We start from the raw sequence: 26,304 nt of genomic DNA, 5'->3' as shown, positions 1-26,304 counted from the left end.
GGAGTGCGCCCCGGGTGAGACAATCAGCGCGAAAAACAATGTAAAATCAACCGCCTAGAAAGGCGGTGGTGCCCAGGGGCGGATTCGAACCACCGACACGCGGATTTTCAGTCCGCTGCTCTACCAACTGAGCTACCTGGGCTCCGGGACCTGCCCGGCGACGGAAGCGATCCGACGATGGGGCGGTCCGGCGGGCGGGCCGGAACGGCCGGGATGCGACCCGGGCCGCGACGGCGAACGCCGAAGGAAGGGCGGTATAATCGATCTGCCGGAAGGTGTCCAGACGGAACCTGGGGGCCGGAACCTGGAGGCCTCCGCAGGTCAGGCCGGCACAATCCCTGGCGCATGGCGGGGAATGGCGGGATCGACGGTGACGGTCGCGTTGACGCCGGCCGCGGCCAGGCGATCGGGCGGCAGCAGGCGGGCGACATCCGGCGGGCAGGCGAGGGTCAGCGGGCGGCCCTGCACCGCCGCCTGCTCGGCCCGCAGCCGGCGCAGCGCCAGCGCCGCCGCCGCCGCGGGGCGCAGCACCGGGGCCGCCGGCTCCAGCAGGCGCTCCGCCAGGGAGGGGCCGCGGCGCCGGCGCACCAGTTCCACCAGCCCCAGCGGCGAGAAGGGCAGGACCTGCCCGACCTCCGGGTCGGCGGCCAGGGTATCGCGCAGCGCGGCCAGCATCTCCGCCTGGTGGCGCGGGTCGCGCATCCGCAGGAAGTCGATGACCACCAGCCCGCCGATGGCGCGCAGGCGCAGCTGGCGCGCGATCTCGGTCACCGCCTCCAGGTTGAGCCGCAGCGCGCCGCTGCCCGACGCGCCGCCGCGCGCGCTGCCGGAATCCAGGTCGATGGCGGTCAGCGCCGGGGTCTCCACGATGCTGAGCCGCGCGCCCGAGGCCAGCGGCAGCAGCGGCTCCAGCGCCTGCTGCACCGCCTCCTCCAATGCCTCGGATGCGTCAGCGTCGGCCGGCCCGGCCAGGCGCAGGCCGGTGTCGGGGGCGAAGTCCTGCAGCCAGCCGCGCGCCGCGGCCAGGGCGGTGCCGTCCAGCGCCAGCACCGCATCGCCGGGCTGCAGCCAGTCGCGCAGCAGGGCCGGCAGGGGGTCGGCTGCCAGCAGGCGGCCGACCTCCGTCGCCGCCTGCAGCCGCTGCCAGGCGCGGCGCAACCGGTCGTATTCGTCCAGCAGCGCGGCCGGGGCGGCACCGGCGGCCGCCGTGCGCAGGATGCAGCCGGCCGGGCCCTGTGCCGCATATCCGCCATCCGGATCGCCGGCCTCCCGCGCCAGGACGCCCCGCAGGCGCTGCCGCTCGGCCGCATCGGCGATGCGGCGGGAGACCGTCAGGTCGCTGTCGGTCGGGGTCAGCACCAGCCGGTGGCCGGGCAGCTGCACGGCCATGGTCAGGCCGGCGCCCTTGTCCGCCAGGGCGCCGTGACGCGCCTGGACCAGGATCGCCTGGCCTTCCTGCAGGCGGCGCTGCAGCGGGCGCCTGCTGCGGGGGCGGGCATCCGACGCGTCCAGGTAGCCGTCGCGCGCGGCGCCGATCTCCACGAAGGCCGCCTGCAGGTCGCTGTCGACCCGGCGCACCCGGCCCAGGAAGACATCGCCCTCCTGCGGCTGGCCGTCGCCGGCCGGCACCACCTGCAGGTCGACGACCCGGCCGCCCTCGAGCCGCGCGGCGCGGAGTTCCAGCGGGTTCATCTCCAGGAGGATCTGCGCCATCTCCGCTCCGGTGCCTGCCTGCCCGCCCGCCAGCCTGCCGCTCCGGCCGGGTCAGGGCCAGAGCGGGAAGCCGAGGCCGCGCAGCAGGGCGCCGGTCTCGAACAGCGGCAGGCCGACCACGTTGGAATAGGAGCCGCCGAGATCGGCGACGAACAGCGCGCCGCGGCCCTGGATCGCATAGCCGCCGGCCTTGCCCTGCCACTCGCCGCCGGCGAGATAGCCCGACCGCTCCGCGGCATCGAGCCGCTTGAAGGTGACGATGCTTGTGACCAGGCGGCAGACCTGGCGGCCGTCGGGTGCCACCAGGCAGAGCCCGGTCGTCACCCGGTGCCGCCGGCCGGAGAGCAGCGCCAGGCAGTCCGCTGCCTCGTCGACCGTCTCCGCCTTCGGCAGGATGCGGCGGCCGCAGGCGACGACCGTGTCGGCGGCAAGCACGAAGGCGCCCGGCTCCAGGCCGGCAACCGCGGCGGCCTTCGCCCGGCACAGGCGCTCCGCCAGCTGGCGCGGCAGTTCGCCGCGGCGCGGGGTCTCGTCGATCTCCGCCGGGCGCACCGCATCCGGCCGGACGCCGATCTGCGCCAGCAGGTCGCGGCGCCGCGGGCTGGCAGAGGCCAGCACCAGGCGCGGCGCGACAGCCGGAGCGGCCGCGGCGTGCATCTGCTCGTCAGGCGTCATGGCGGGGTCTCGGTTGCGCGGCCGCAGCGACGGTTCGGGCCGTCATGGCCCGGCGTCGATGGCCCGGCCTTGCCCTGGCTGGCAGCGGGCGGCGCGCAGGATGGGCTGCGGCGGAACAGGTGCGCAGCCCGGGGCGGGCGAAGCGGCCAGCCTACTTGAAGCGAAACGTGATGCGGCCCTTGGTGAGGTCATAGGGAGTCATCTCGACCATGACCTTGTCGCCGGCCAGCACCCGGATACGGTTCTTGCGCATCTTCCCCGAGGTGTGCGCCAGCACCTCATGCTCGTTCTCCAGCTGCACACGGAACATCGCATTCGGCAGAAGTTCCGTCACGACACCGGGAAACTCCAGAAGTTCTTCCTTCGCCATCTGTCCTCCTCTTTGCGGATGTGGCGGAACATGCTGCGCCGCTCGCCAAAAGGCAAGTCGCGAAGGTTGCATGGCTGCCTGTCGCATCGGCGGCGGCCAGCGGAGCCCGATCGCTGAGACCTGGCTGTCAGGGACTGGCGGGCAGCGGCCGGACCAGCCGGTCCTTGATCCGCTCCATCAGACCGTCCCGCACCTGGCGGTAGGCCATCAGGCGATGCTCGCGGCTGCCCTCGACCAGCGACGGGTCGAAGGTGTTCCAGTACTCCACCTCGCAGGCGAACATCCGGGTCATGTCGACCGCCCGGTGCTGCGCCTCCGGCGACAGGCTGAGGATCAGGTCGAAGCTGGAATCCGTCAGGTCGTCGAAGCTCTTCGCCCGGTGGCCGGAAATGTCGACGCCGATCTCGTCCATCACCGCGACGGCAAAGGGGTCGAGCTCGCCCTTCCTGACGCCGACGGAGTCGATGAAGATCTGGTGGCCCACCAGGTATTTCGCGATGCCTTCCGCCATCGGCGAGCGCAGGGCGTTCTCCGTGCAGGCGAACAGGACGGCACCGGGACGGTCCAAAGGCTGCACCCTCAGCGGATATGCAGGACGCAGATCAGGGTGAACAGCCGGCGCGCGGTGTCGAAGTCCATATCGACCTTGCCGGCCATCCGCTCCTTCAGCAGGGTGGAGCCTTCGTTGTGGATGGCGCGGCGGCCCATGTCGATCGCCTCGATCTTCGACGGCGTGGCGGTCTTGATCGCCTGGTAGTAGCTGTCGCAGATCTCGAAATAGTCCTTCACGATCTTCCGGAACGGGCTGAGCGCCAGGATGATCCGGCCATGCGGCGCGTCGCCGTCGACCCGGATGTCGAACACCAGGCGGCCATCCTCGATCCCCAGGCGCAGGTGATAGGGCCCGCCGTCGGAACCGATCGGCTGGAAGCTGTTATCCTCAAGCAGGTCGAAGATCGCGACCTTCCGCTCATGCTCGATATCGGCGTTGCGGCGCAGCACCGTCGCCGCGTCGAGGGTCAGGTTGTCGATCCGGAAACCGCGATCCGGTGCCGTCGATCCCGCTCCTGCGCCGCCTGACCCGCCCTTGCCCGGCATCGCCCCGCCCCGCCTCAGGCCCGCCGGTTCAGGCGGATGCCGATCGACAGCGCATGGGCCGGCAGGCCCTCCGCCTCGGCCAGGGTCATCGCCGCCGGGCCGATCTCTGACAGCGCCGCGGCATCGCATTCGATCACCGCGCTGCGCCGCAGGAAGTCATAGACCGACAGGCCGGAGGAGAAGCGCGCCGTCCGGCCGGTCGGCAGGACATGGTTCGGCCCGGCGACATAGTCGCCGACCGCCTCCGGCGTGTGGCGGCCGACGAAGATGGCGCCGGCATTGCGGATGCCGTCCAGCAGCGGCTGCGGCTCCGCCACCGCCAGTTCCAGATGCTCCGGCGCCAGGCGGTTCACCAGCGGCACCGCCGCCGCCAGGTCGGGCACAGTGATCAGGGCGCCGTAGCGTTGCCAGCTCTGCGCCGCGATCTCCGCCCGCGGCAGGGCCGCCAGGTGGCTCTCCACCGCGGCGGCCACGGCATCGGCGAAGCCGGCATCGTCGGTGACCAGGATCGCCTGCGCCACCTCGTCATGCTCGGCCTGGCTCAGCAGGTCGGCGGCGATCCAGGCCGGGTCGTTGTCGCCGTCGGCGACGACCAGGATCTCCGACGGGCCGGCGATGGAATCGATGCCCACCTGGCCGAACACCTGGCGCTTGGCGGTGGCGACATAGGCATTGCCGGGGCCGACGATGGTGTCGACGGGGGCGATGCTCTCGGTGCCATAGGCCAGGGCGGCGATCGCCTGCGCGCCGCCGACCCGGTAGATCTCCGACACCCCGGCCAGTTCCGCGGCCAGCAGGACGGCGCCGTTCAGCACGCCGTCGGGGGTCGGCACCACCATCACCAGGCGCTGCACCCCGGCCACCCAGGCGGGCACGGCATTCATCAGGACGGAGGAAGGATAGGCCGCCTTGCCGCCGGGCACATACAGGCCGGCCGCGGCGACCGGCCGCCAGCGCTGCCCCAGCCGCACGCCGGCGGCATCGCGGAACTGGTCGTCCTTCGGCAGCTGCCGCCAGTGGAAGGCGCGGATCCGCTCCGCCGCCACTTCGAGTGCCGCCCGCACCTCGGGCGCGACGGTGGCCACCGCTTCCGCGCGCTCCGCCTCGCCAATGGCAAGGGCGGCGGGGCGGACCCGATCGAACCGTTCCGTATAGTCGTAGAGAGCCGCATCGCCGCGGGCGCGCACCTCGGCGATGATCTCCGCCACCGTGGCGCCGACATCGGGGTCGCTTTCCCGCTTGTCGCCGACCAGGCGGGCGAAATCCGCCTCGAAGCCCTCTGCGGCGGCATCCAGCCTAAGCGGCATCCAGCACCTCCTGGAAGCGGTCGATCCAGGCATTGACCTGCACGGGGCGCATCTTCAGCGCCGCCCGGTTCACCACCAGGCGGGAGGTGACCTCGGCGATCGTCTCCACCTCCACCAGGCCGTTCGCCTTCAGGGTCGCGCCGGTGGAGACCAGGTCGACGATGCGCCGGCACAGCCCCAGGGAGGGCGCCAGCTCCATCGCGCCGTTCAGCTTGATGCATTCCGCCTGCACGCCGCGGGCGGCGAAATGGGCGCGGGTCACGTTGGGATACTTGGTCGCCACCCGGACATGGCTCCAGCGGGCGGGATCGTCGTCCTTCGTCATCTCCACCGGCTCGGCGACGGCCAGGCGGCAATGGCCGACATTCAGGTCCAGCGGGGCATAGACCTCCGGATAGTCGAATTCCATCAGCACGTCGCGGCCGGCAATGCCCAGATGGGCGGCACCGAAGGCCACGAAGGTGGTGGCGTCGAAGGACCGGACCCGGATCAGGTCCAGGTCGCGATGGTTGGTCTTGAACCGCAGCTGCCGGCTGCGCGGATCGTCGAAGGCGGGCTCCGGTTCGATGCCGACCTGGCGCAGCAGCGGCATCACCTCGTCGAGGATGCGGCCCTTCGGCAGGGCGAAGACAAGCGGGGCGTTGGCAATCATGCGCAGGTCCGATGGCAGCGGGCGGTGCCGGGCGGTCGCCGGACCCGCCCCGGAGCAAACAAGTCCGGAAGCTGTCCTGCGGCGACGACGGCCTGGCATGGGTCCGCCTGACGATATGGGGACCCTGCATCCCGCATGCACGGGGCCGGGCCGTCCGGAATCCTCCCCTGCCGGAGCCGGGCCCCGGGCCGAACCGCGCCGCCGGGGCCTAACCCTTGTCCAGATCGTGGTCCGGGGTCAGCCGCGTGGCATAGGGGGCGCCCAGATCCGCCAGGGACATGTCGATACACTCGACGCGCAGGGTGATGGCACTCCCGCCTGCGAAAATCAAGCTGATCGCCCCCTCCCCGGCCGGGCCTGTGCCCTCATCGTCCGGGCCGCCCTCATCCGCCGTCCCGGCGGGAAAGTCTGCGGTGACCGCCAGCAGGACCAGGATGTCGTCCGGCCGGTCCTGCGCGATGCCGCGGCTGGCCACCGACAGCACGCTGTCGACATGGGCGCCGAAGCCGATCCGCGCCGGCTTTCCGCCGTCGGGCGCGGCCGCCTGCTCCCACTGGAAGCGGCTGCCGCCGAAGGCGAAGCGCCGCCGCTTCGGCAGCCAGGCGATATCGCCGACCCGCACCGCGGCGTCCTGCAGCAGGGCGGAGATCACCGCCAGGTCCTCGAGGTCCTGCGCCTGCAGACGTGCCGCCATGACCGCCGCCCGCCCGGCCTAGACCCGCTCGATCCGCGCGCCGCAGCGGCCGAGCTTTTCCTCCAGCCGCTCATAGCCGCGGTCCAGGTGGTAGACACGGTTGACCAGGGTCTCCCCCTTTGCCACCAGGCCCGCCAGCACCAGGGAGACGGAGGCGCGCAGGTCGGTCGCCATCACCGGCGCGCCGTTCAGCTCCGCCACCCCGCGCACCAGGGCGGAGGCGCCGTGCACGGTGATGTTGGCGCCCATCCGGGCCAGTTCCGGCACATGCATGAAGCGGTTCTCGAAGATCGTCTCGGTGATCATCGCCGCACCTTCCGCACCCGTCATCAGCGCCATCATCTGCGCCTGCATGTCGGTGGGAAAGCCGGGATAGGGCTCGGTCATGATGTCGACGCCGGTCAGGCCGTTGCCGTTGCGGCGGACGCGCACGCCGGGCACCGCGGCACCCGTCTCGTCGATCACCTCGACCCCGGCGCGGGTCAGCACCTCGGTCGTGGTGGCGATCAGGTCGGCCCGCGCGCCCTGCAGCAGCACGTCGCCGCCGGCCATCGCCACCGCCACCGCATAGGTGCCGCTCTCGATCCGGTCGGGCAGGATCGCATGGCGGGCGCCGTGCAGGCTGTCGCGGCCGCGCACCGTGACCGTCGACGTGCCCAGGCCCTCGATCTCCGCGCCCATGGCGATCAGGCAATGGCCCAGGTCGACCACTTCCGGCTCCTGCGCGGCGTTGCGGATCACCGTCTCGCCGCGGGCCAGCGCCGCCGCCATCAGGATGTTCTCCGTCGCGCCGACGGAGACGAAGGGGAAGCGCACCTCCGCACCCACCAGGCCGTCCGGCGCCTCCGCCTTGATATAGCCGGCCTCCACCTGCAGCTGGGCGCCCAGCGCCTGCAGCGCCTGCATGTGCAGGTCCACCGGCCGGGTGCCGATCGCACAGCCGCCCGGCAGGCTGACCTCCGCCCGGCCGAAGCGCGCGAGCAGCGGCCCCAGCACCAGCACGCTGGCGCGCATTTTCCGCACCAGGTCGTAGGGCGCGCGCAGGTTGTGCACATTGCCGGCGTTCAGGACCAGGGTCTGGCCGGGGGCGTCGGCGGCGGGCGGGGCCTCGCCCTCCTCCTCCGCGCCGTCGATCTGCACGCCGTGCTGGATCAGCAATTGCGACATCGAGCGGATATCCGCCAGCCGCGGCACATCCTCCAGCACCAGCGCGCCGTCGGTCAGCAGCGCCGCCGCCATCAGCGGCAGCGCGGCGTTCTTGGCGCCGCCGATCCGGATCGTGCCGTTCAGCGGCGTGCCGCCGACGATCCGGATCTTGTCCATCGTTTCGCCGCGGCCGATGCCGGCCGCGCCTTCGGGCTGTTCCAACTGACGCATGAACCCCTGATCCCCAAACTGAAGGCTGGCCCCAAACTGATGCGCTGCCGCCGCCGACTACCCGGTACCCCTGCCCGGCCGCCGCGACGGTGCCCGGTGCCGGGCGCATTCGGCTCCACCGCCGGCGGCACTGCGCCTGCCCCGCTGCGCTTTACAACGGAGAAATGCGGCAAGAGTTCGGCAGCGCCGCAATTTTGCCGGATTTGCCGCCGCACCGCCGCGCCCTCCCTGCCTAGAGCCGCGGCAGGGTCACGCCGCGCTGGCCCATATATTTCCCCGCCCGGTCCTTGTAGGAGACCTCGCAGGGCTCGTTGCCCTGCAGGAACAGGAACTGGCAGGCGCCCTCGTTGGCATAGACGCGGGCGGGCAGCGGCGTGGTGTTGGAGAACTCCAAAGTGACATGCCCCTCCCATTCCGGCTCCAGCGGGGTGACGTTCACGATGATGCCGCAGCGGGCATAGGTGGATTTGCCCAGGCAGATCACCAGCACGTCGCGCGGGATGCGGAAATATTCCACCGTGGAGGCCAGCGCGAAGGAATTGGGCGGGATGATGCAGACGTCGGTCTCCCGGTCCACGAAGCTCTCCGACGAGAAGGCCTTCGGGTCGACGGTCGCCGAATTGACGTTGGTGAAGATCTTGAACTGCGGCGACACCCGCGCGTCATAGCCGTAGGAGGACAGGCCGTAGGAAATCGTGCCCTCGCGCTTCTGCGCCTCCACGAACGGCTCGATCATGCCGTGCTCGGTCGCCATCCGGCGGATCCAGCGGTCGGACATGATCGCCACGGCGGCATACTCCCCAAAAGGCGGCGGAACTGGGCTTGCGGAAGACGGTTGGCAGCAGGCGAAGCGGCGACCGTCGTGACGGTTCCGTGTCACCCGCAGACACTGCGCCTGCACTATCCCGATTGCCCCGGCACCGGCAAGAGTCTCGGAAAGCCGCTCGGGGCGCGGCCCTGCGGCCGGCCGCGACGGGCCGGGCGCTCAGTCCTGCGATGAATCGGGCGGGGTGCGGACATCCGTGCCGGGTGAATCGGCCGGCGCCTTGCGGCGGCGCAGGTTCTGCCGCAGGGCCGCCGCCAGCCGCGCCTGGCGCTCGGCACGCGCCTCCGCCTTGGCGGTTCCGGCACGTGCCGGCGGCACCTTTTCCGACCCTTTCTCGTCCTCGCTCATGGTCCTTGCGTAATTCCGCCGCGCAGCGCTTGCAAGCCGGCGCGGCCTGTGGCAGGTTCCGCCGCCTCGCGGGGGTCGCATGGCCGGGCGTCAGCCTGGGGCGCCCCGCACCGGATGCTGCAGTAGCTCAGGGGTAGAGCACGTCCTTGGTAAGGACGGGGTCGGAGGTTCAATTCCTCTCTGCAGCACCATTTCTCCCCATCCAAATTGCCCCTCCAGGGTTATCCAACGGCGCCGACATACCCGATGCGCAGACCCTGTCGCGTACCACACAGGCATTTTCTTGTGTGGCATGGTGGGTAGTCGCCCCTGTCGCCTCACATCCCCCGCGCCGCCGCCGGCCCCGCTGCGTCGCCCGCCAGCAGCCGCTCCAGCGCCGGGTCCCCCGCCGCCAGCGGCCGGCAGAGGTGGAAGCCCTGGGCCAGGTCGCAGCCCAGCGCGCGCAGGGTCTCCAGCGCCGCCGCGCTCTCGACCCCTTCCGCCACCGTGGCCATGCCGAAGCCCTGCGCCACGTTGACGGCGAGAGAGACCAGGCGGCGGTTGGCCGGGCTGCGCTCGATCTCGGCGGTGAAGCAGCGGTCGATCTTCAGTTCGGTCGCCGGCAGGCGCTGCAGGTAGCCGAGCGAGGAATAGCCGGTGCCGAAATCGTCGATCGAGATGCCCAGGCCGGCCGCCCGCAGGGTGGCGAGCTGGCCGGTGCCGGCCTCGTTCACGAAAAGAGCGGTCTCCGTCACCTCCAGGGTCAGGGCCTGCGGCGGCAGGCCGGCGGCCGCCAGGGCGGCGAGGACATCCTCCGCCAGCCCGGGATCGGCCAGGTTGCGGGCGGAGAGGTTCAGGGCGAGCACCAGGCCGCCGGCCTCCCTGTCCTCGCCGCTGCGCCAGCGCGCCAGCTGCGCCAGGCCCTGTGCCAGGGTCCAGTGGAAGATGTCGTGGATCAGCCGGGTCGCCTCCGCCTGCGGCAGGAAATCGCCCGGCGGCACGGCGCCCAGCACCGGGTGCCGCCAGCGCAGCAGCGCTTCCACGCCACGGATCCGCCCGCTGGCCAGGTCCAGCTGCGGCTGGTAGGCGAGCCAGAGGCCGTCACCGGCATCGCCGTCACTGCGCAGGGCGCGCCGCAGGTCCTGCATCAGGGTCAGGTTGTGGCGCACGGCATCGCGCTCGCCGGCGAACAGGTGCCAGGACTGGCCGCTGCGCAGGGCCACGGCGGCGGCGATGGCGGCGCGCCGGACCAGGTGGCGCGGCCGGTCGCCGTCATTGGGAAAGCAGGCGATTCCGATCACCGGCTCGACGGAGACGTCGATGCCTTCGACGTCGAGCGGGCTGTCCAGTGCCGCCTCGAAGCCATGCACCAGGTCCCGCAGCGCCGTCTCCTGCAGGTCGGGCATGAAACAGACGAATTCGTCGGTATGGATCCGCCCCAGCCGCGCCTGGCCCGGGGCGATCTCGCGCAGCCGCTGCGCCGCCGCCACGGCGGCGGAATCGGCGGCCGGCACGCCGAAGTTCTGCGCGATCTCGTTATAGGCATTCAGGTTGATGAACAGCACGGCGATGGCGGTTCCCGCCTCGCCGGCGCCGGCATGACCGGCAATGGCCGCCTCCAGCGCATCCTGGAATGCGGGATAATTGGCCAGGCCGGTCAACGGGTCGCGGTCGCCGAAGCCGCCCGGCGCTTCGGCCGCCGTCAGGTCGACCGCGGCGCAGACGATGCGGTGCCGGCCGTCGCGGTAGCGCTTCGGATAGCCCAGCAGGCGCAGCCGGCGCAGGCCGCTGCCGGTGCGGATCCGCACCTCCTCCTCCGAATAGCGGCCGGCGCGCAGCCGGCCCTCCCGGCGGTCGATCAGCACCCGGTCCTCCGGCACGACGAGGTCGCGCCAGATCGAGCCGGCCGTCGTGCGCGCGGGCAGCAGCGCGGCAAGATCCTCGCCGCCGATCACCCATTCGCGGTGCAGGACGCCTTCGGCGTCCCGGACATAGGCGTAGAGCATGAACCTGCTCCGTTGCGATGCACTCCGTCTGCCGCGCCCGCCGCCCGACGGCCGCGCCGGTCGTGAGACCGGCTCGGAAGTCGTGTGCGGATGCATCCAGCATGTAACACCAAGGTTGCGGGAACGGATTTATGCAAGGTTAAAAAGCCCGATAAAGTTGCAACCCAGGTCGGCGCAGGGCGGGACGCCAAGTCTCCGCTACGTTTCCGAAGGCATAGTCCCTGCCCGGCGGAAAGCCGCCCCGTCTCACTCCGCCAGGCGGCGGAAGCGGCTGCAGGGGAAGCCTTTCGCCATCGCCTGGTGCAGGGACAGGATCTCCGACTGGTGGCCGCTTTCGGGATGGCGGCGGGCCCAGTCCAGGAAGGTCTCGCGGGCGATCTCGACGGTGACCTCCGCCGGTGCGCAGAACGGCGGCGTGGCACTGCCCGAGAAATAGAAGCGCACCGTCTGCAGATAGCCACGCAGGATCCCGGCGCAGGCACGGTCCAGCGCAAAGGCCATGGCCGGGTCGGCATCGGCATCGCCGCCGCACCAGGCGGCCAGGGTCTTGGTGTTCATCCAGATCCGGTCCTGCGCCGCGGCGGGCGCCGCCGGAAGAATGGCCAGAAAGGCCGGGACCAGGAGGGACAGCAGGCCGCGGCGCAGGCAGCAGCGGGAGCCGGCGCGGGCGATGCGCGCCGGCCGCTTCATTCTCAGGCGACCTCCAGCCCGAAAGTGTCGATCACCTCCTGCCGGACCAGCCCGGCATGCAGGGCGAGCAGCACCATACGGGCATCCAGGCTGTCGCCGGCAGCGGCAGCCGCCTCCAGCCGCGCCGCGGCCGCTTCGGCGGCCTCCACGCCCATCGCGTCCGCATGCCCTTCGGGGCCCAGCAGGCAGAAGGCGAGCAGGTCGGACAGGGCGGCACAGCCGGCCGCATCCATCCGCCCCTCCGCCTTCAGCAGCCGTACCATGGTCAGCTTCACCGCCTCCGGGACGAGGGCGGCGCTCAGGCCCGCGGCCTGCAGTTCGGCGTCGAGCAGCCGCAGCTCGCGCGACCGGCCCAGCTGGGCGAACAGGCGGAACATGACCTATCGCCGCCCGGCGCCGGGTCGCGATCCACCCCTGAGGGCTTCGGCTGCGGTCATGACACTCCTCCTGCCGGCGGCACCGGACGGGCGGGGTCCGGCGGCGACAGCCTGACATATTCGGACATCCGGGACATCCGGCGCCTGTGATCGCGGTCACTCGTGCTCCGCCGGGGGCAGGCGCATATCCGCTTCATGGCAGGGCGCAACGGGCGCCGCCGCGCAGCCGACAAGGGAGATACCGCAATGGCCAGGAGCTTTACGAGGACCGTCGCCGCAGCCGCACTGTCCGCCGCGCTGTTTGCCGGGACCGGCCAGGCTGCCGCCACCGGCGCCACCGCGACCATCGATGAGCGGCGCAGCATCGCACAGCCGATGCGCGCGCCCGCGCCCATGCACGACCAGTTAGCCGGCTTCAGGATCCTGCCGGCCGGCATTCCCCAGACCTGACCGGCGCCCCGTCGGCGGGGGTACCGCCTTCAGCGGCCCTCAGGCACCAGCAGCGGATGCAGCCCCGCCGGCCGGGCCGCCAGGATGCGCTGCCACTGGCCGCGCATCCGCGGGTCCCAGAACTGGCGCAGATGGTCGGCGATGCCGGCGCGGGCCTCGGCCTCCGGCAGGGCCGCCAGGTTGGCGGCGATCTGGTTGGCCATGCGGATCAGCTCGGCATCCTGCATCGCATGTCCCCCTCAGCGTTCCGCCGGGTCGGGGTCGAACACCACCAGGCTGCGCTCCGGCCCGCAGGCGGCCAGGGTCAGGCCGGCACGGGCGGCGACCTGCAGCGCCATCTCCGTCGGCGCGGAGACGGTGGCCAGCAGCGGTACGCCCAGGCGCGCGGCCTTCTGCACCAGCTCGAAGGAGCAGCGGCTGGTCATCGCGACGAAGCCGGAGGCGGGGTCGATGCCCGCCCGCAGCAGGGCGCCCAAGAGCTTGTCCAGCGCGTTGTGGCGGCCGACATCCTCCCGCACCAGGCGGATCGCGCCGTCGGGGCCGCAGAAGGCGGCGCCATGCACGCTGCGGGTGGCGCGGTTCAGCGGCTGCGCCGCCTGCAGCCCGTCCAGGGCACGGGCGACGGCGGCCAGCGGGATCGCGGCCGCCGGGGCGGCAGCCCGGCCCGGCAGGGCCAGCTGCGACAGCTTTTCCAGGCCGCAGAGGCCGCAGCCGGTGCGCCCCTCAAGGCTGCGCGCCGGCAGCGGCGCCAGGGCCTGCGGGTCGACCGCCAGGTCGAGCGCGATGCCGCGGTCGCGCACGGCCATGGCGATGCCGCGTATCGCCGCCGGGTCCCGCACCAGCCCCTCGCTCACCGCGATGCCGGTGGCGAAATCCTCCAGGTCGGCCGGGGTCGCCATCATCACCGTCCAGGGCCGGCCGTTCAGGCCGATCTCCACCGGCACCTCGGCGGCCAGGCCCCAGAGCGCGTCGACGGCGGTGCCGTCGGCCTGCAGCAGGCGCACCCGGCGCTGGCGGGCGGGGCGCGGCAGGTCGGCCGGGCTGCCGCAGACCTCGGGCGCCGCGGCGCCGCCGGATCCGGCCGGGCGCTGTTCCGGAAGGGGGCGAGCCATGATCGTCACTCCGCCGCGGTCAGCGGCGCCTCCAGTTCACCGGCCGGCAGCTCCGCTTCGGCCGGCCGATTGGCGCGGGTCACCTGCACCGCCGTCACCTTGTATTCCGGGCAGTTGGTCGCCCAGTCGGAATTCTCCGTCGTCACCACGTTCGCGCCGGTCACCGGATAGTGGAAGGTGGTGTAGACGACCCCCTGCGGCATCCGGTCCGAGATCCGGGCCCGCAGGGAGGTGGCGCCCTTGCGGCTGGACAGGCTGACCGTGTCGCCGTCGGCGATGCCGCGCTCCTCCGCGTCGTGGGGATGGATCTCCAGCACATCCTCGGCATGCCAGAGGATGTTGGCCGTGCGCCGGGTCTGGGCGCCGACATTGTACTGGCTGAGGATCCGGCCGGTGGTCAAGATCAGCGGGAAGCGGCGATTGGCGCGCTCCTCCGTCGGCACGTAGCGGGTCACCACGAAATGCCCGCGGCCGCGCACGAAGCCGTCCGCATGCATGATCGGCGTGCCGTCGGGGCGCTCCGCCGTGCAGGGCCATTGCACCGATCCGGCCGCATCCAGCCGGGCGAAGCTGACCCCGGCGAAGGTCGGCGTCAGGGCGGCGATCTCGTCCATGATCGCGGCGGCATCGTCGTAGTGCATCGGATAGCCGAGCGCGGTGGCCAGCCGGCAGACCGTTTCCCATTCCGTCAGGCCGGGCACCGGCGCCATCGCCGGCCGCACCCGGTTGATGCGGCGCTCGGCGTTGGTGAAGGTGCCGTCCTTCTCCAGGAAGGAGGTGCCGGGCAGGAAGACATGGGCGAAGCGCGCCGTCTCGTTCAGGAACAGGTCCTGCACGATGACGCAGTCCATCGCCGCCAGCGCCGCCTCCACATGGCGGGTGTCGGGGTCCGACTGGGCCAGGTCCTCGCCCTGCACGAAGAAGCCGCGGAAGGAGCCGTCCAGCGCCGCGGCGAACATGTTGGGGATGCGCAGGCCGGGCTCCGGGTCGATCGCCACCCCCCAGGCGCGCTCGAACAGGGCGCGGGCGTCCGGATCGGAGACATGGCGATAGCCCGACAGTTCGTGCGGGAAGGAGCCCATGTCGCAGGCGCCCTGCACGTTGTTCTGGCCGCGCAGCGGGTTCACCCCCACCCCGGGCCGGCCGATATTGCCGGTCGCCATCGCCAGGTTCGCCATCGCCATCACGGTGGAGGAGCCCTGGCTGTGCTCCGTCACCCCCAGGCCGTAGTAGATCGCGGCATTCCCACCGGTCGCATAGAGGCGCGCGGCCGCCCGCAGGTCGGCCTCCATCTCGCCGGTCGCCGCCTCCAGCGCCTCGGGCGCATTCTCCGGCTCCGCCACGAAGGCGCGCCAGGCGGCGAAGCTGTCGGCTTCGCAGCGCGCCGCCACGAAAGCCTCGTCCACCAGCCCCTCGGTCACGATGACATGGGCCATGGCGTTGATCACGGCGACATTGGTGCCGGGCCGCAGGGCCAGGTGGTGGGAAGCGGCGACATGGGGCATGCGCACCAGGTCGATGCGCCGCGGGTCGACCACGATCAGCTTCGCGCCGGCCCGCAGCCGCCGCTTCAGGCGGGAGGCGAAGACCGGGTGGCCATCGGTCGGGTTGGCGCCGATCACCAGCACCACGTCGGCCCGGTCGACGGAGCGGAAGTCCTGCGTGCCGGCGGAGGTGCCGAAGGCCTGCTTCAGGCCATAGCCGGTGGGGGAATGGCAGACCCGCGCGCAGGTGTCGACATTGTTGCTGCCGAAGGCGCCGCGGATCATCTTCTGGACCGCGAAGACCTCCTCGTTGGTGCAGCGCGACGAGGTGATGCCGCCCAGCGCGCCGGGCCCGTGCCGGTCGCGGATGGCGGACAGGCGCGCGGCGGCGAAGGCGATCGCCTCGTCCCAGCCGACCTCCCGCCAGGGCTCATGAATGCTGTCGCGCACCATCGGCACGGTGACCCGGTCGGCATGGGTGGCATAGCCCCAGGCGAAGCGGCCTTTCACGCAGGAATGGCCCTCGTTCGCGCCGCCGGACTTCGACGGCACCATGCGCACCACCCGGTCGCCCTGAAGCTCCGCCCGGAACGAACAGCCGACCCCGCAATAGGCACAGGTCGTCTCCACCGCGCGGGTCGGCTGGCCATGGTCGACCACCGCCTTCTCCACCAGGGTGGCGGTCGGGCAGGCGGCGACGCAGGCGCCGCAGGACACGCATTCGGAGCCCATGAAGGCCTCCGCCATGCCGGCCTCCACCTTGGAGGCGAAGCCGCGGTCGGCGATGGTCAGGGCGAAGGTGCCCTGGACGTCGGCGCAGGCCCGCACGCAGCGCGAACAGACGATGCACTTGGACGGGTCGAAGCTGAAATAGGGATTGCTCTCGTCCTTCGCCTGGCCCAGGTGGGACGCACCGTCCGTGCCGTAGCGCACGTCGCGCAGGCCGACCGCACCGGCCATGTCCTGCAGTTCGCAATCGCCGTTGGTCGCACAGGTCAGGCAGTCCAGCGGATGGTCGGAGATGTAGAGCTCCATCACCCCGCGCCGCACCCGCGCCAGCCGGTCGCTCTGCGTCCGCACCTGCATGCCCAGTTCCACCGGCGTCGTGCAGGAGGCGGGCAGGCCGCGCCGCCCCTCGATCTCCACCAGGCAGAGCCGGCAGGAGCCGAACGGCTCCAGGCTGTCGGTGGCGCAGAGCTTCGGGATGCTGGCATCGGCCAGCGCGGCGGCGCGCATCACCGAAGTGCCGGCCGGCACCGTCACCGGCCGGCCGTCGATGGTGAGCTCGACCGCCTCGCCGTCGCGGGCGGGGGTGCCGAGATCGGGCTGGCGGGCGATGCCGGATGTGGCTGGGGTCATGACGGAAGCTCCTCGGCGGCGGCGCGCGCGGCGCCTCGCCGCAGCAGGTCATGAAAGGAGAGGACGGCTGTGACGCCGAGGACGAACTGGCTGACCGGGACCACGATGCCGCCGATCAGCGGCAGCATCAGGACGACGATCACCGTCACCGCCGCGGCCGCCGCCTTCTGCACCGAGCCCAGCAGCGCCGCCGCCAGGCCGGCCCTCTGCGGCTGCTGGGCCATCACGCCGGCGGCGGTGTTCGGCGACATCAGGCCGGCGGCGAAGATGATGGCGATCTGCAGGCCCAGGAAGCTGGCGGCGGAAAGGCCGTAGCCGGGGCGCAGGGCCAGCAGGGCGATGGTGGCGCATGTCATCCACAGGGCGGCGATCCAGACAAGCCGGTCGATCCCCCAGCCCAGCCGCCTGTGCGCCTGTGCCGAGGCGATCGCACCCAGCAGGTAGCCGGTCATGCCGATGCCCAGCGCCAGGCCCAGCTCCCGGTGGTCCAGCGCCTGCTGCGACAGAGCGAAGGCGCCGCCGGCGAGGAAGGCGATGATCGCGGAATAGGCGCAGGCATGGGGCACCAGATAGGCCAGGTAGCGCGGGTTGCGGAGCAGCCCGGCATAGGCGCTCACCACCTGCGGTGGACGCATCCCCTGCCCCCGGGGCGACTGACCTGCCCCGGCAAGGAGCGGCACGCAGCCGGCAAACAGCAATACCGCCAGCGCCGCCTGCGCCAGGAACACGGCATGCCATCCCAGCAGGTGGGCCAGCTGCCCGCCGGCGATCGGCGCCAGCACCAGCATCACGGCCAGGCCGAAGAACAGGTAGGACAGGATGCGCGGCGCCGCGGCGGGCGGGAAACGGTCGCGGACGGCGGCGCGGGAGACGACAAAGCCGGCGGCGGCGCCGGCACCCTGCAGCACCCGCCCCAGGATGACGATCCAGATGTCCGTCGCCTGCACGGCGACCAGCGCACCCAGGGTGAACAGGGCCAGGCCGGCCAGCGCCACCGGCCGCCGGCCGAAGCGGTCCGACAGGGGGCCGCAGACCAGATTGCCGAGGCCGAAGGTCAGGATGTAGCCGGACAGGGTGTACTGGACGACCGCGTCGGCTGCGCCGAATTCGCCCCGCATTGCCGGCATCACCGGCACGAACATGGTGTTCGCCGCCTCGGCGAAGACGAACAAAGCCATCAGGCCGGCGATGGTGACCGGCCCGGGTTCCGGTCGCGCTGCCGCCGGGGAGGCCGCGCCCGTCGTCATGCCGCCGCCTCCTCCGACCGGCCGGGCTCTCCGCCGAAATCTTCCGGGAAATGCTCTAGCGCGCTCAGCACCGGCATCGGCGTCAGGCCGCCCATGGCGCAGAGCGAACCGTCGCGCATCACCTCGCAGAGATCCTCCAGCACCGCACGCTGGCCGGCCGGGTCGGTGCCGGCCGCCCAGCGGTCAAGGACCTCCGTACCGCGCTGCGCCCCCAGTCGGCAGGGCGTGCACTTGCCGCAGCTCTCCGCCGCGCAGAAGGCCATGGCGAAGCGCGCCTGGGCCAGCATGTCGACCCGGTCGTCGAAAACGGTGATGCCGCCATGGCCCAGCATCGCGCCGGCCGCCGCCAGCGCCTCATAGTCCGCCGGCAGGTCCAGCCGGCCGGCGGGCAGGTAGGCACCCAGCGGCCCGCCGACCTGCACCGCGCGCAGCGGCCGCCCCGACCTTGTGCCGCCGCCGAAGCCTTCCACCAGGGTGCGCAGGGTGACGCCGAAGGGCAGTTCCACCAGCCCGCCGCGGGCGATGTTGCCGGCCAGCTGAAAGGCCTGGGTGCCCAGCGAGCGGCCGCGACCCAGCGCGGCATAGGCCGCCGCGCCATCGGCCAGGATGGTCGGTACCGCGGCCAGGGTCAGCACGTTGTTGACCACCGTCGGGCGGCCGAACAGGCCGGCGGTCGCCGGGATCGGCGGCCGTGCCCGGACCTGGCCGCGGCGCCCCTCCAGGCTTTCCAGAAGGGCGCTTTCCTCGCCGCAGATATAGGCGCCGGCGCCGCGCCGCAGGTACAGGCGGAAGGCGCGGCCGCGGCCGTCGACATCGCCGCCCAGCAGGCCGGCCGCCTCCCATGCCGCGATCGCCGCCCGCATGGTCGCGATCGCGTCCGGATATTCGGAGCGGATGTAGACGAAGCCCTCTTCCGCACCGACGGCAAGGCCGGCGATCACCATCCCCTCGATCAGCAAGGAGGGATCGCCCTCCATCAGAATGCGGTCGGCGAAGGTGCCGCTATCGCCCTCGTCGGCGTTGCAGACGATGTATTTCGGCCCTTCGCCCTGCAGGACCGTGCGCCACTTGATGCCGGCCGGGAAGCCGGCACCGCCGCGGCCGCGCAGGCCGGAGGCGGCGACCCGCTCCACGATCTCCGCCGGCGGCAGGGCCAGTGCGGCGCGCAGGCCGGCCAGCCCGCCATGGCGGCGGTAGTCCTCCAGGTCCAGCGGGTCGATCACGCCGCAGCGGGCGAAGGTCAGGCGCTGCTGGTCGGCCAGGAAGGGGATCTCCTCCGGCGGGCCGAGCCGCAGCGGATGCGCCGCACCGCCAGCGGGACCGGCGGCCTCGGCCAGCAGGGCGTCGTACAGGTCCGGCACCTCGTCCACGGTCACCGGGCCATAGGCGATCCGGCCGTCGGCAACCGCAACCTCCAGCAGCGGCTCCAGCCACAGCGCGCCGCGGGTCCCGGTGCGCACCAGGCGCAGGTCCTGCCCGCGCCGCCGCGCTTCTGTGGACAGGGCGGCGGCGACCGCGTCCGCCCCGACGGAGCGGGCGGCGGCGTCGCGCGGCAGGTACAGGGTGAGCGCCGGGCCGGTCATTCCGCCGCCTCCCCCGCCTTCGAACCGGCCGGCAGGTCCAGAAGCGCGTCGAGCCGTTGCGGCGTGAGCCGGCCGTGCAGCCGGCCGTCCAGCATCGCCGCAGGTCCCAGCGCGCAATTGCCCAGGCAGTAGACGGTGCGCAGCTCGACCCCGGCGACAGTGCCCAGCCGCGCCTCGGCATGGCGGGCGAGGTCCTCGCAGCCCACCGACTGGCAGGCTTCCGCCCGGCAGAGCTGCAGCACCCGCGCCGCCGGCGGCCGGTCATGGAAGTCGTGATAGAAGCTGAAGGTGCCGAACACCTCCGCCCGCGACAGGTTCAGTTCCGCGGCAATGGCCGGCAGCAGGTCGGGCGGGACATGGCCCAAAGCCGCCTGCACGTCGTGCAGGATTTCGATCAGCGCGTCGGGACGGCTGCCGTAGCGGCGGCAGATTGCGCCGATATCGCCGGCCTGCACCGGTGCGGGCTCGTCACTCTGGTCTGGCACATCTTCCTCCCGTACCGCCGGACATGCGCCGGTACCGGGAGAGTGTCTCCGAAAACGCCGAATCGGCCCAATTCAAAGGCTCTATGGTGTCATAGACGACAGCCGGCGGAACGCCCGGCCCGTCACTCGGCCGCCAGCTGGCCGGCCGCGCGGAACAGGGCGGCGATCAGGGCCTGCGGCGGCTGCCGGTCCAGGGCGACCAGGCCGACCTGATGGCGCACCTCCGGCGCCACCAGCGGCACCATCCGCAGGTCGGTCATCGGCCCCAGCAGGTCCAGGAAGTTGCGCGGCACGATGCTGGCCAGTCCGTTGCTGCGGACATTGGCCAGCAGGTTGACGATGGAATCCGATTCCAGCAGCGGTTCCGGTGCCAGGCCCAGCGAACCGAAGGTCTGGTCGATGAAGCGCCGGTACTGCATGTTCGGCGTCAGCAGGCAGAGCCGTTCCCGCGCCGCCGCGTCCCAGTCGACCGCATCGGCTTCCGCCAGCCCGTGGCCGCCATCGACCAGCAGGCAGTAGCGCTCCTCATACAGCGGCACGCTGCGCAGCGGCGGCCCCTTCATGCCCGTGGCCGGCGCCGCGCCCTGCTGCCCCCCCTGGCGCCCCGCCCCCTCCGCCGGGACCGGCTCCAGGTAGGTGATGCCGGCATCCAGCTCCAGGTCGGCCAGGCGCCGGTGGATCGCTGTGGAGGATTCGGAATGCACCGTGAAGCGGGCGTCCGGCAGGACCGCCATCGCCTGCCCGGTCAGGCGGGCCGCCATCGGCAGGGCGGAGGGGATCACCCCCAGGGTCACCATCCCCAGCGGCGTGCCGCGCACGCGCGCTACCTCCTGCAGCATGGCGGTGCGGGCATCCAGGATCTCACGCGCCCAGCGCAGCACGCCTTCCCCCTCCCGCGTGAAGCCGACGAAGCGGCTGCCGCGGGCGACGATCGCCGTGCCCAGTTCCTCCTCCAGCTGCCGGATCCGGCTCGACAGGGTCGGCTGGGTCACGTTGCAGACCTGGGCGGCACGGGTGAAGTTGCGCTCCCGCGCCAGGGCGACAAGGTATTCGAACTGCCGGATATCCATCTGCCGTCGCGTGCGCCTCCCCTGCCTTTGTCTGGTGCCGCCGCCGCCGACGACGATCTCCAGCTTGCGCAATGATCGACAGGCGGGCTGCCGATGGCCAGCATCGAACAGGCACGTTTATTGCCTGTTTGGTAACACAATGGCTCTAACATCGGCTGTGGGCCTGACGTTCTGCCGGAATTCGCGGTGCAGACGGGCCTCGCGACAAAAGACCTGACAGAAATGTGATCTCGCTCAATGACGCGTTTCGTACGCCTGTTTACGTACATTGGGCATGGGTTAGACGACTGGTGGTCATGGCAGCACAGGCAGACGACAGAGCGGCTCGGTTCGGCGACGTAGCCGAAACGCCGGAGACCCGTCCGTCCGGGCGGCGCGGACGAACGTCGCGCCCGCAGGGCCATGTCCTGCTGGTCGAGGATTCGCTGTCGCTGGCGCGGGTCTACCAGGAACTGATCCGCCGCGACGGCCTGTCCGTCAGCCATGTCGAAACCGGCGCCGAGGCGCTGGAGGCGATCCATCGGGAAACGCCGGCCGTGGTGCTGCTGGACCTGCACCTGCCGGACATGAACGGCATGGAGGTGCTGCGCGCCATCCACGCCGGGCAATTGCCCTGCGCGGTGATCGTGGTGACCGCCCATGGCTCCCTGAAGCTGGCGGTGGAGGCGATGCGCCACGGCGCCATCGACTTCCTGACCAAGCCGTTCGACGCGGAGCGCCTGGTCGTCACCCTGCGCAACGTGCTGGAGAACCGCCGCCTCGCCGCCCTGGTCGACAGCTACCGGGAGACCTACGACCGCAGCGGCTTCGGCGGCATGCTGGGCAGCTCACTGAAGATGCAGGCGGTCTACCGGATCATCGAAAGCGCGGCACCCAGCCGGGCAACGATCTTCATCACCGGCGAGAGCGGCACCGGCAAGGAGCTCTGTGCCCAGGCGATCCACAACATGAGCCCGCGCGGCGACGGCCCCTTCGTGCCGCTGAACTGTGGCGCGATCCCCGGCGACCTGATGGAGAGCGAGATCTTCGGCCATCGCCGCGGCGCCTTCACCGGCGCCGTCAGCGACCGGGCCGGCGCCGCCGAGCGCGCCGATGGCGGCACCCTGTTCCTGGACGAGATCTGCGAGCTGCCGCTGGAACTGCAGACCAAGCTGCTGCGCTTCATCCAGAGCGGCACCTATACCCCGGTCGGCGGGGCGGAGGAGCAGCGCACCGACATCCGTTTCGTCTGCGCCACCAACCGCGACCCGGCGGCGGAGGTGCGGGCCGGCCGCTTCCGGGAGGATCTCTACTACCGCCTGCACGTGGTGCCGGTGGAGATGCCGCCGCTGCGCTGCCGCGACGAGGATATCGGCATGCTGGCGGCGCATTTCCTGCAGCGCTTCGCGGCGGAGGAAAATCGCGGCTTCCGGCGCCTCGACCGCCAGGCCCTGGCCGCCCTGGCCGAATATGACTGGCCGGGCAATGTGCGGCAGCTGCAGAACGTGATCCGCAATGCGGTCGTGCTGCACGAAGGTGATGTGCTGACGGCCGGCATGCTGCCGGCCCTGCCGACCGAGCCCGCTCCGGTGCGGGCGACGCCGACCGCCCTGGAGGCGACCCCTGCCAGCCCGCGGGCCGGTACGGACGCCGCCACCGCCATCCGCCCGCTATGGCAGGTGGAGAAGGATGCGATCGAGCAGGCGATGTCGCTCTGCGAGGACAATATCGCCAAGGCCGCCGCCCTGCTGGAGATCAATCCCTCGACGATCTACCGCAAGCGCCAGCGCTGGCAGGACGATGGACTGGTCTAGAGCATTACAAGAAATGGCAGAAACGATGCTGCGAGACCAAGCCGTCATCCTAGGCCTTGAGCCTAGGATCCATTCCGCGAACTCCGAGGGATGTCATGGCTTGCGGAATGGGGTTCACGGGCGAAGCCCGTGGACGGATCAAGCCCGAGAACGACAAGTTTCTACCTAACTTGGAAACGCCCTAGCGCCGCCTCACCCGCGGCGGACGCGCCGCGCGCTCAGTCGGTCGGCACCTCGTGGCCGCGGCCGACGCTGCGGATCAGGTCCGCCATGTCCGGATAGCGGCGGGTGACGGAGCGGTGCTGGTCGACCATCGCGCGGAACAGCGCCCCCTCGCGCCCCAGCAGCCGGTCGGCATGGCCGATCATCGCCCGGTTCGGCCAGTTGCGGGGGCGGATGTCGTTCAGCGCCTCGAACACGTCGGGCTCGCGGCCCGGATTGTGCTGCGCCAGCAGGATCGCCGCGGCGGCGGTGGAGCGCGACACGCCCATGAAGCAGTGGACCAGGACATGGTCCGCACCGTCCGCCGCCAGCCGCTCGCCGAAGCGCAACAGGCGCGCCACCTCGTCCTCCGACGGCAGCAGCCGGCCCGGCAGCTCCTCCACGACGTCGTCGAACCGGAAATCCTCCCGGTGGTGCGGGCCGAAGCGCTCGAACACCTCGACCGTGCCGTGGCCGGTATCGAGGATGGAGACGACATGGCTGACCCCGTCCTCGCAGAAGCCGTCAAGCTCATGCAGGCCGCAGATCGACAGGCGATAGGGCACCAGCTTCGCGATCCGCGCACTCATCCGCTCATTCCTTCCCGGGTCCGGTCCAGCCGCGGCCGTGCCACGCCCGCGATCGGGGCGGCCGGCCGGATGCATCCTTTATGGGATGCGGCCCCCGGCTTGCAAGTGTGCCCGGCCTGGGAGCATGCGCGCCTTGCATGTCCCGCCGGGCGGACCACATTAGGCGCTTGATGCCGATCCGGTTCGCTTCCGCCGCCGGCTCCCCGCTCCGCCGGGCGGGAACCGGCGACCGGGGCACACGTTACCCGTTGCGTCCCGCCGGGCGGACCGAAAGGCAAGTGCCGGCCGGGGGGTCGGACGTGAAGGACCGACAATGGGGGAGGGACCACCCATGGACCGAGCGACTGCCGCCCATCCCGCCGGGCAACCCGCCCCGGACGTGGCCGATCACGGCGATGACAGCGCGGCATTCCGCCGCGACCTGATCGCGGGGCTGAGCGGCGCGGCCAAGCAGACGAAGCCGAAATACCTCTATGACGAGCGCGGCGCCGCCTTGTTCGAGGAGATCTGCGAGCTGGAGGAGTACTACCCCACCCGCACGGAGATCGGCCTGCTGCGCGCCCAGGCGGCCGACATCGCGCGTTCGCTGGGTCGCAACGCGATGGTGATCGAGTTCGGCAGCGGCGCGACGGTGAAGATCCGCATCCTGCTGGACGCCCTGCAGGAGCCCGCGGCCTATGTGCCGGTCGATATCTCGCGCGAGCAGCTGGCGGAGAACAGCCGGATCCTGGCGGCGGAATATCCGCGCCTGTCGGTGGTGCCGATCTGCGCCGACTATACCCGCCCCTTCCCGCTGCCGGGGGAGCTGGACGGCGGCAACCGGGTCGCCTTCTTCCCCGGCTCCACCATCGGCAACCTGCTGCCGGACGAGGCGCTGGACTTTCTGCAGTCAGTCCGTGCCACGGTCGGATCGGGCGGCAGCCTGCTGATCGGCGTGGACCTGCGGAAGGACCCGGACGTGCTGCGCGCAGCCTACAACGACTCCAAGGGTGTCACGGCCGCCTTCAACCTGAACCTGCTGGAACGCGCCAACCGCGAACTCGATGCCGATTTCGACCTGGACGCGTTCCGGCACGAAGCGGTCTACGACCATGACAAGGGCCGGATCGAGATGCGGCTCTACAGCCTGCGGCCGCAGGAGGTGCGGATCGACGGCGCCCGGATCCCCTTCGCCGATGGCGAATACATCCTGACCGAGGTCTCGCACAAATATTCCGTCGACGGCTTCCAGGCGCTGGCGGCCCGCGCCGGCTGGCAGGCGAAGTCATGCTGGACCGACCAGGCCGATTATTTCAGCCTGCACCACCTGATCGCCGGATGACGGGAGTCAGGGACGGGGGTCAGGCGCCACGCTCCTGCGGGGGCAGCACCAGCACCGCGCGGAAATCGTTGACGTTGGTCTGGGTCGGCCCGGTCTCCAGCGCATCGCCCAGGGCGAGGAACAGGCCGTAGGAATCGTTCTCCGCCTGCGCCGCCGCCGGGTCGATCCCCGCGGCGCGGGCGCGGGCGATGCTGTCGGACAGGACGAAGGCGCCGGCCAGGCCGGACGGCCCGTCGGCGCCGTCGGTGTCGCAGGCCAAGGCCGCGATGCGGGACACCGCGTCCGACGCACCCGCTGATGCCGCATCCAGCGCGCGGGCCAGTGCCAGGGCGAACTCGCCGTTCGGCCCGCCGCGGCCCTGGCCGCCGACATCCACCGTGACCTCCCCGCCGGACAGCAGCAGCAGCGGGGCCGCCGCCGGCAGGCCGCGCGCGACGGCCGACAGCGCGATCTCCGCATGCATCGCCGCCAGCGCGCGGGCATCGCCGGTGAAGCGGTCCGACAGGATCAGCGGCCGCACCCCGGCCCGCTCCGCGACCGCAGCCGCCGCCTGCAGCGAATCCGCGGCGGTCGCCACGATCTTCAGTTCAGCGCGCGCGAGGTCGGCATCGCCGGGCTTCGGCGATTCCGCCGCCGGATCGTCCAGCCAGGCGGCCGCCGCCGGCGGCAGGTCGACCCGGTAGCGGGCCAGGGCGGCGCGCGCGTCGGCCACAGTGCTCGGATCGGCCACGGTCGGGCCGGAGCCGATCACCGCCGGGTCGTCGCCGGCCACGTCGGAGATCGCCAGGGTCACCACCCGCGCCGGCGCCGCGGCCCGCGCCAGCCGCCCGCCCTTGAACAGCGACAGATGCTTGCGGACCGTATTCAGGTCGCCGATCGCGGCGCCGCGCCGCAGCAGGGCACGGCTGATCTCCTGCTTCTCCGCCAGGCTGATGCCGGGCGGCGGTGCCGGCGTCAGGGCAGAGGCGCCGCCCGACAGCAGCACCAGCACCAGGTCGCCCTCGCCCGCCTGGCCGGCCAGTTCCAGCAGGCGCGCCGCGGCCGCGGCACCGGCCGCGTCCGGCACCGGATGCGCCGCCTCCCGGCATTCGATGGACCGCAGCGGCAGGGCGGAACCGTGCGGGCAGACCACGCAGCCCTCCAGCGGGCCCGGCCAGGCCGCCTCCACCGCCTGCGCCATCGCCGCGGCCGCCTTGCCCGCGCCCAGCACCAGGGTGCGGCCTTTCGCCGGCCGCTCCGGCAGGTGCGGCGGCAGGCAGTTCTGCGGCAGCGCCGCAGCCACCGCCGCATCGAACAGGCTCTTCAGGAAGGCACGGATCTCCGGGCCGGTCGCGGGCGCCGCCGCGGCAGCTGGGGACATGTCGCCTGGGATTGGGTCCATGGATTCTGCTCGACGCGGTTGCGGGCGGTCCCGCCGGCTCGATGCGGGACGGCCCATGCGACACTGCGTGGCGGCAGGCCGCGCAACGTCATGGACGGGGGATCAGGGTTCCTGTA

General features: G+C 71.8%; 26 protein-coding genes and 2 tRNA genes. 4 read left to right on the top strand and 24 right to left on the bottom strand.

What is annotated here, in order from left to right:
• Positions 1-66: 66 nt before the first annotated feature.
• From ACFOGJ_RS16915 to ACFOGJ_RS16860, 12 genes are all read right to left on the bottom strand, one after another.
• Positions 67-142, bottom strand: a tRNA-Phe gene (locus ACFOGJ_RS16915).
• A 179-nt stretch (positions 143-321) separates the two neighbouring features.
• Positions 322-1,713, bottom strand: a complete 1,392-nt coding sequence (locus ACFOGJ_RS16910) for a ribonuclease E/G (protein ID WP_379902526.1) — start codon at positions 1,711-1,713, stop codon at positions 322-324.
• 51 nt (positions 1,714-1,764) lie between these two features.
• Positions 1,765-2,388 (bottom strand): Maf family protein, encoded by a 624-nt coding sequence (locus tag ACFOGJ_RS16905; protein WP_379902523.1) that lies wholly within the window; start codon positions 2,386-2,388, stop codon positions 1,765-1,767.
• Between the two features lie 151 nt (positions 2,389-2,539).
• Positions 2,540-2,758 carry a translation initiation factor IF-1 gene (infA, locus tag ACFOGJ_RS16900; protein ID WP_379902520.1) on the bottom strand — a complete coding sequence of 73 codons (219 nt, stop codon included), beginning with the start codon at positions 2,756-2,758 and terminating at the stop codon, positions 2,540-2,542.
• A gap of 127 nt (positions 2,759-2,885) precedes the next feature.
• Positions 2,886-3,335 (bottom strand): arsenate reductase ArsC, encoded by a 450-nt coding sequence (locus ACFOGJ_RS16895; protein WP_379902517.1) that lies wholly within the window; start codon positions 3,333-3,335, stop codon positions 2,886-2,888.
• Positions 3,336-3,337: 2 nt separating this feature from the next.
• Positions 3,338-3,856, bottom strand: coding sequence for a UPF0262 family protein (locus ACFOGJ_RS16890; protein ID WP_379902515.1), 519 nt, complete (start codon positions 3,854-3,856; stop codon positions 3,338-3,340).
• Positions 3,857-3,870: 14 nt separating this feature from the next.
• Positions 3,871-5,163: a histidinol dehydrogenase gene (gene hisD, locus ACFOGJ_RS16885; RefSeq protein ID WP_379902513.1), complete on the bottom strand. Its 1,293-nt coding sequence runs from the start codon at positions 5,161-5,163 to the stop codon at positions 3,871-3,873.
• Positions 5,153-5,815, bottom strand: a complete 663-nt coding sequence (hisG, locus tag ACFOGJ_RS16880; RefSeq protein WP_379902511.1) for an ATP phosphoribosyltransferase — start codon at positions 5,813-5,815, stop codon at positions 5,153-5,155. Before hisG ends, hisD begins: the two co-directional genes overlap by 11 nt.
• A gap of 208 nt (positions 5,816-6,023) precedes the next feature.
• Complete coding sequence (locus tag ACFOGJ_RS16875) at positions 6,024-6,509, bottom strand: DUF2948 family protein (RefSeq protein ID WP_379902508.1); 486 nt, start codon at positions 6,507-6,509, stop codon at positions 6,024-6,026.
• Positions 6,510-6,527: 18 nt separating this feature from the next.
• Positions 6,528-7,832, bottom strand: a complete 1,305-nt coding sequence (gene murA, locus ACFOGJ_RS16870; RefSeq protein ID WP_379902557.1) for a UDP-N-acetylglucosamine 1-carboxyvinyltransferase — start codon at positions 7,830-7,832, stop codon at positions 6,528-6,530.
• Between the two features lie 286 nt (positions 7,833-8,118).
• A complete protein-coding gene (dcd, locus tag ACFOGJ_RS16865; RefSeq protein ID WP_449288591.1) occupies positions 8,119-8,664 on the bottom strand; it encodes a dCTP deaminase in 546 nt (181 codons plus the stop codon).
• A gap of 207 nt (positions 8,665-8,871) precedes the next feature.
• Positions 8,872-9,060, bottom strand: coding sequence for a hypothetical protein (locus ACFOGJ_RS16860; protein WP_379902504.1), 189 nt, complete (start codon positions 9,058-9,060; stop codon positions 8,872-8,874).
• Between the two features lie 116 nt (positions 9,061-9,176).
• Between ACFOGJ_RS16860 and ACFOGJ_RS16855 the strand changes: the two genes are divergently transcribed.
• Positions 9,177-9,251: transfer RNA gene (locus ACFOGJ_RS16855), tRNA-Thr, on the top strand.
• A 126-nt stretch (positions 9,252-9,377) separates the two neighbouring features.
• On the opposite strand, the gene ACFOGJ_RS16850 is transcribed toward ACFOGJ_RS16855, so the two are convergent.
• The 3 genes from ACFOGJ_RS16850 to ACFOGJ_RS16840 all read right to left on the bottom strand — a co-directional run bounded on the left by ACFOGJ_RS16850 (position 9,378) and on the right by ACFOGJ_RS16840 (position 12,112).
• Positions 9,378-11,045: a putative bifunctional diguanylate cyclase/phosphodiesterase gene (locus ACFOGJ_RS16850; RefSeq protein WP_379902502.1), complete on the bottom strand. Its 1,668-nt coding sequence runs from the start codon at positions 11,043-11,045 to the stop codon at positions 9,378-9,380.
• A 246-nt stretch (positions 11,046-11,291) separates the two neighbouring features.
• On the bottom strand, positions 11,292-11,735 hold the full coding sequence (locus tag ACFOGJ_RS16845) for a Rap1a/Tai family immunity protein (RefSeq protein WP_379902498.1): 444 nt from the start codon (positions 11,733-11,735) through the stop codon (positions 11,292-11,294).
• 2 nt (positions 11,736-11,737) lie between these two features.
• Positions 11,738-12,112: a hypothetical protein gene (locus tag ACFOGJ_RS16840; RefSeq protein ID WP_379902496.1), complete on the bottom strand. Its 375-nt coding sequence runs from the start codon at positions 12,110-12,112 to the stop codon at positions 11,738-11,740.
• Positions 12,113-12,307: 195 nt separating this feature from the next.
• On the opposite strand from ACFOGJ_RS16840, the gene ACFOGJ_RS16835 reads away from it, so the two are divergent.
• Positions 12,308-12,562 (top strand): hypothetical protein, encoded by a 255-nt coding sequence (locus ACFOGJ_RS16835; RefSeq protein ID WP_379902493.1) that lies wholly within the window; start codon positions 12,308-12,310, stop codon positions 12,560-12,562.
• 29 nt (positions 12,563-12,591) lie between these two features.
• Here ACFOGJ_RS16835 and ACFOGJ_RS16830 read toward each other — a convergent pair whose 3' ends face one another.
• From ACFOGJ_RS16830 to ACFOGJ_RS16800, 7 genes are all read right to left on the bottom strand, one after another.
• Positions 12,592-12,789, bottom strand: a complete 198-nt coding sequence (locus ACFOGJ_RS16830; RefSeq protein ID WP_379902490.1) for a formate dehydrogenase subunit delta — start codon at positions 12,787-12,789, stop codon at positions 12,592-12,594.
• Positions 12,790-12,801: 12 nt separating this feature from the next.
• Positions 12,802-13,674: a formate dehydrogenase accessory sulfurtransferase FdhD gene (gene fdhD, locus ACFOGJ_RS16825; RefSeq protein WP_379902487.1), complete on the bottom strand. Its 873-nt coding sequence runs from the start codon at positions 13,672-13,674 to the stop codon at positions 12,802-12,804.
• A gap of 5 nt (positions 13,675-13,679) precedes the next feature.
• A complete protein-coding gene (gene fdhF / locus ACFOGJ_RS16820) occupies positions 13,680-16,517 on the bottom strand; it encodes a formate dehydrogenase subunit alpha (protein ID WP_379902485.1) in 2,838 nt (945 codons plus the stop codon).
• On the bottom strand, positions 16,514-17,764 hold the full coding sequence (locus ACFOGJ_RS16815; protein WP_379902482.1) for an MFS transporter: 1,251 nt from the start codon (positions 17,762-17,764) through the stop codon (positions 16,514-16,516). Before ACFOGJ_RS16815 ends, fdhF begins: the two co-directional genes overlap by 4 nt.
• On the bottom strand, positions 17,761-19,347 hold the full coding sequence (locus ACFOGJ_RS16810) for a formate dehydrogenase beta subunit (protein ID WP_379902479.1): 1,587 nt from the start codon (positions 19,345-19,347) through the stop codon (positions 17,761-17,763). Before ACFOGJ_RS16810 ends, ACFOGJ_RS16815 begins: the two co-directional genes overlap by 4 nt.
• Positions 19,344-19,832 carry an NAD(P)H-dependent oxidoreductase subunit E gene (locus ACFOGJ_RS16805; RefSeq protein WP_379902477.1) on the bottom strand — a complete coding sequence of 163 codons (489 nt, stop codon included), beginning with the start codon at positions 19,830-19,832 and terminating at the stop codon, positions 19,344-19,346. The genes ACFOGJ_RS16810 and ACFOGJ_RS16805 overlap by 4 nt, the downstream gene beginning before the upstream one ends.
• Before the next feature lie 122 nt (positions 19,833-19,954).
• Positions 19,955-20,902 carry a LysR family transcriptional regulator gene (locus tag ACFOGJ_RS16800; protein ID WP_379902474.1) on the bottom strand — a complete coding sequence of 316 codons (948 nt, stop codon included), beginning with the start codon at positions 20,900-20,902 and terminating at the stop codon, positions 19,955-19,957.
• 296 nt (positions 20,903-21,198) lie between these two features.
• Between ACFOGJ_RS16800 and ACFOGJ_RS16795 the strand changes: the two genes are divergently transcribed.
• Complete coding sequence (locus tag ACFOGJ_RS16795) at positions 21,199-22,695, top strand: sigma-54-dependent transcriptional regulator (RefSeq protein ID WP_379902471.1); 1,497 nt, start codon at positions 21,199-21,201, stop codon at positions 22,693-22,695.
• Between the two features lie 218 nt (positions 22,696-22,913).
• Here ACFOGJ_RS16795 and ACFOGJ_RS16790 read toward each other — a convergent pair whose 3' ends face one another.
• The gene (locus ACFOGJ_RS16790) at positions 22,914-23,486 is read right to left on the bottom strand and encodes a tyrosine phosphatase family protein (RefSeq protein WP_379902469.1); all 573 of its coding nucleotides are present in this window, start codon (positions 23,484-23,486) and stop codon (positions 22,914-22,916) included.
• 331 nt (positions 23,487-23,817) lie between these two features.
• On the opposite strand from ACFOGJ_RS16790, the gene egtD reads away from it, so the two are divergent.
• Positions 23,818-24,807 (top strand): L-histidine N(alpha)-methyltransferase, encoded by a 990-nt coding sequence (egtD, locus tag ACFOGJ_RS16785; RefSeq protein ID WP_379902467.1) that lies wholly within the window; start codon positions 23,818-23,820, stop codon positions 24,805-24,807.
• Between the two features lie 19 nt (positions 24,808-24,826).
• Here egtD and ACFOGJ_RS16780 read toward each other — a convergent pair whose 3' ends face one another.
• Complete coding sequence (locus ACFOGJ_RS16780) at positions 24,827-26,167, bottom strand: glycerate kinase type-2 family protein (protein ID WP_379902465.1); 1,341 nt, start codon at positions 26,165-26,167, stop codon at positions 24,827-24,829.
• Positions 26,168-26,304: the final 137 nt, after the last annotated feature.

It is taken from the genome of Marinibaculum pumilum (assembly GCF_042646425.1).
GTDB classification, from domain to species: domain Bacteria; phylum Pseudomonadota; class Alphaproteobacteria; order Ferrovibrionales; family Ferrovibrionaceae; genus Marinibaculum; species Marinibaculum pumilum.
The sequence above is the reverse complement of the archived record's forward strand: the minus strand, read 5'-3'. Positions and strand labels throughout refer to the sequence as shown.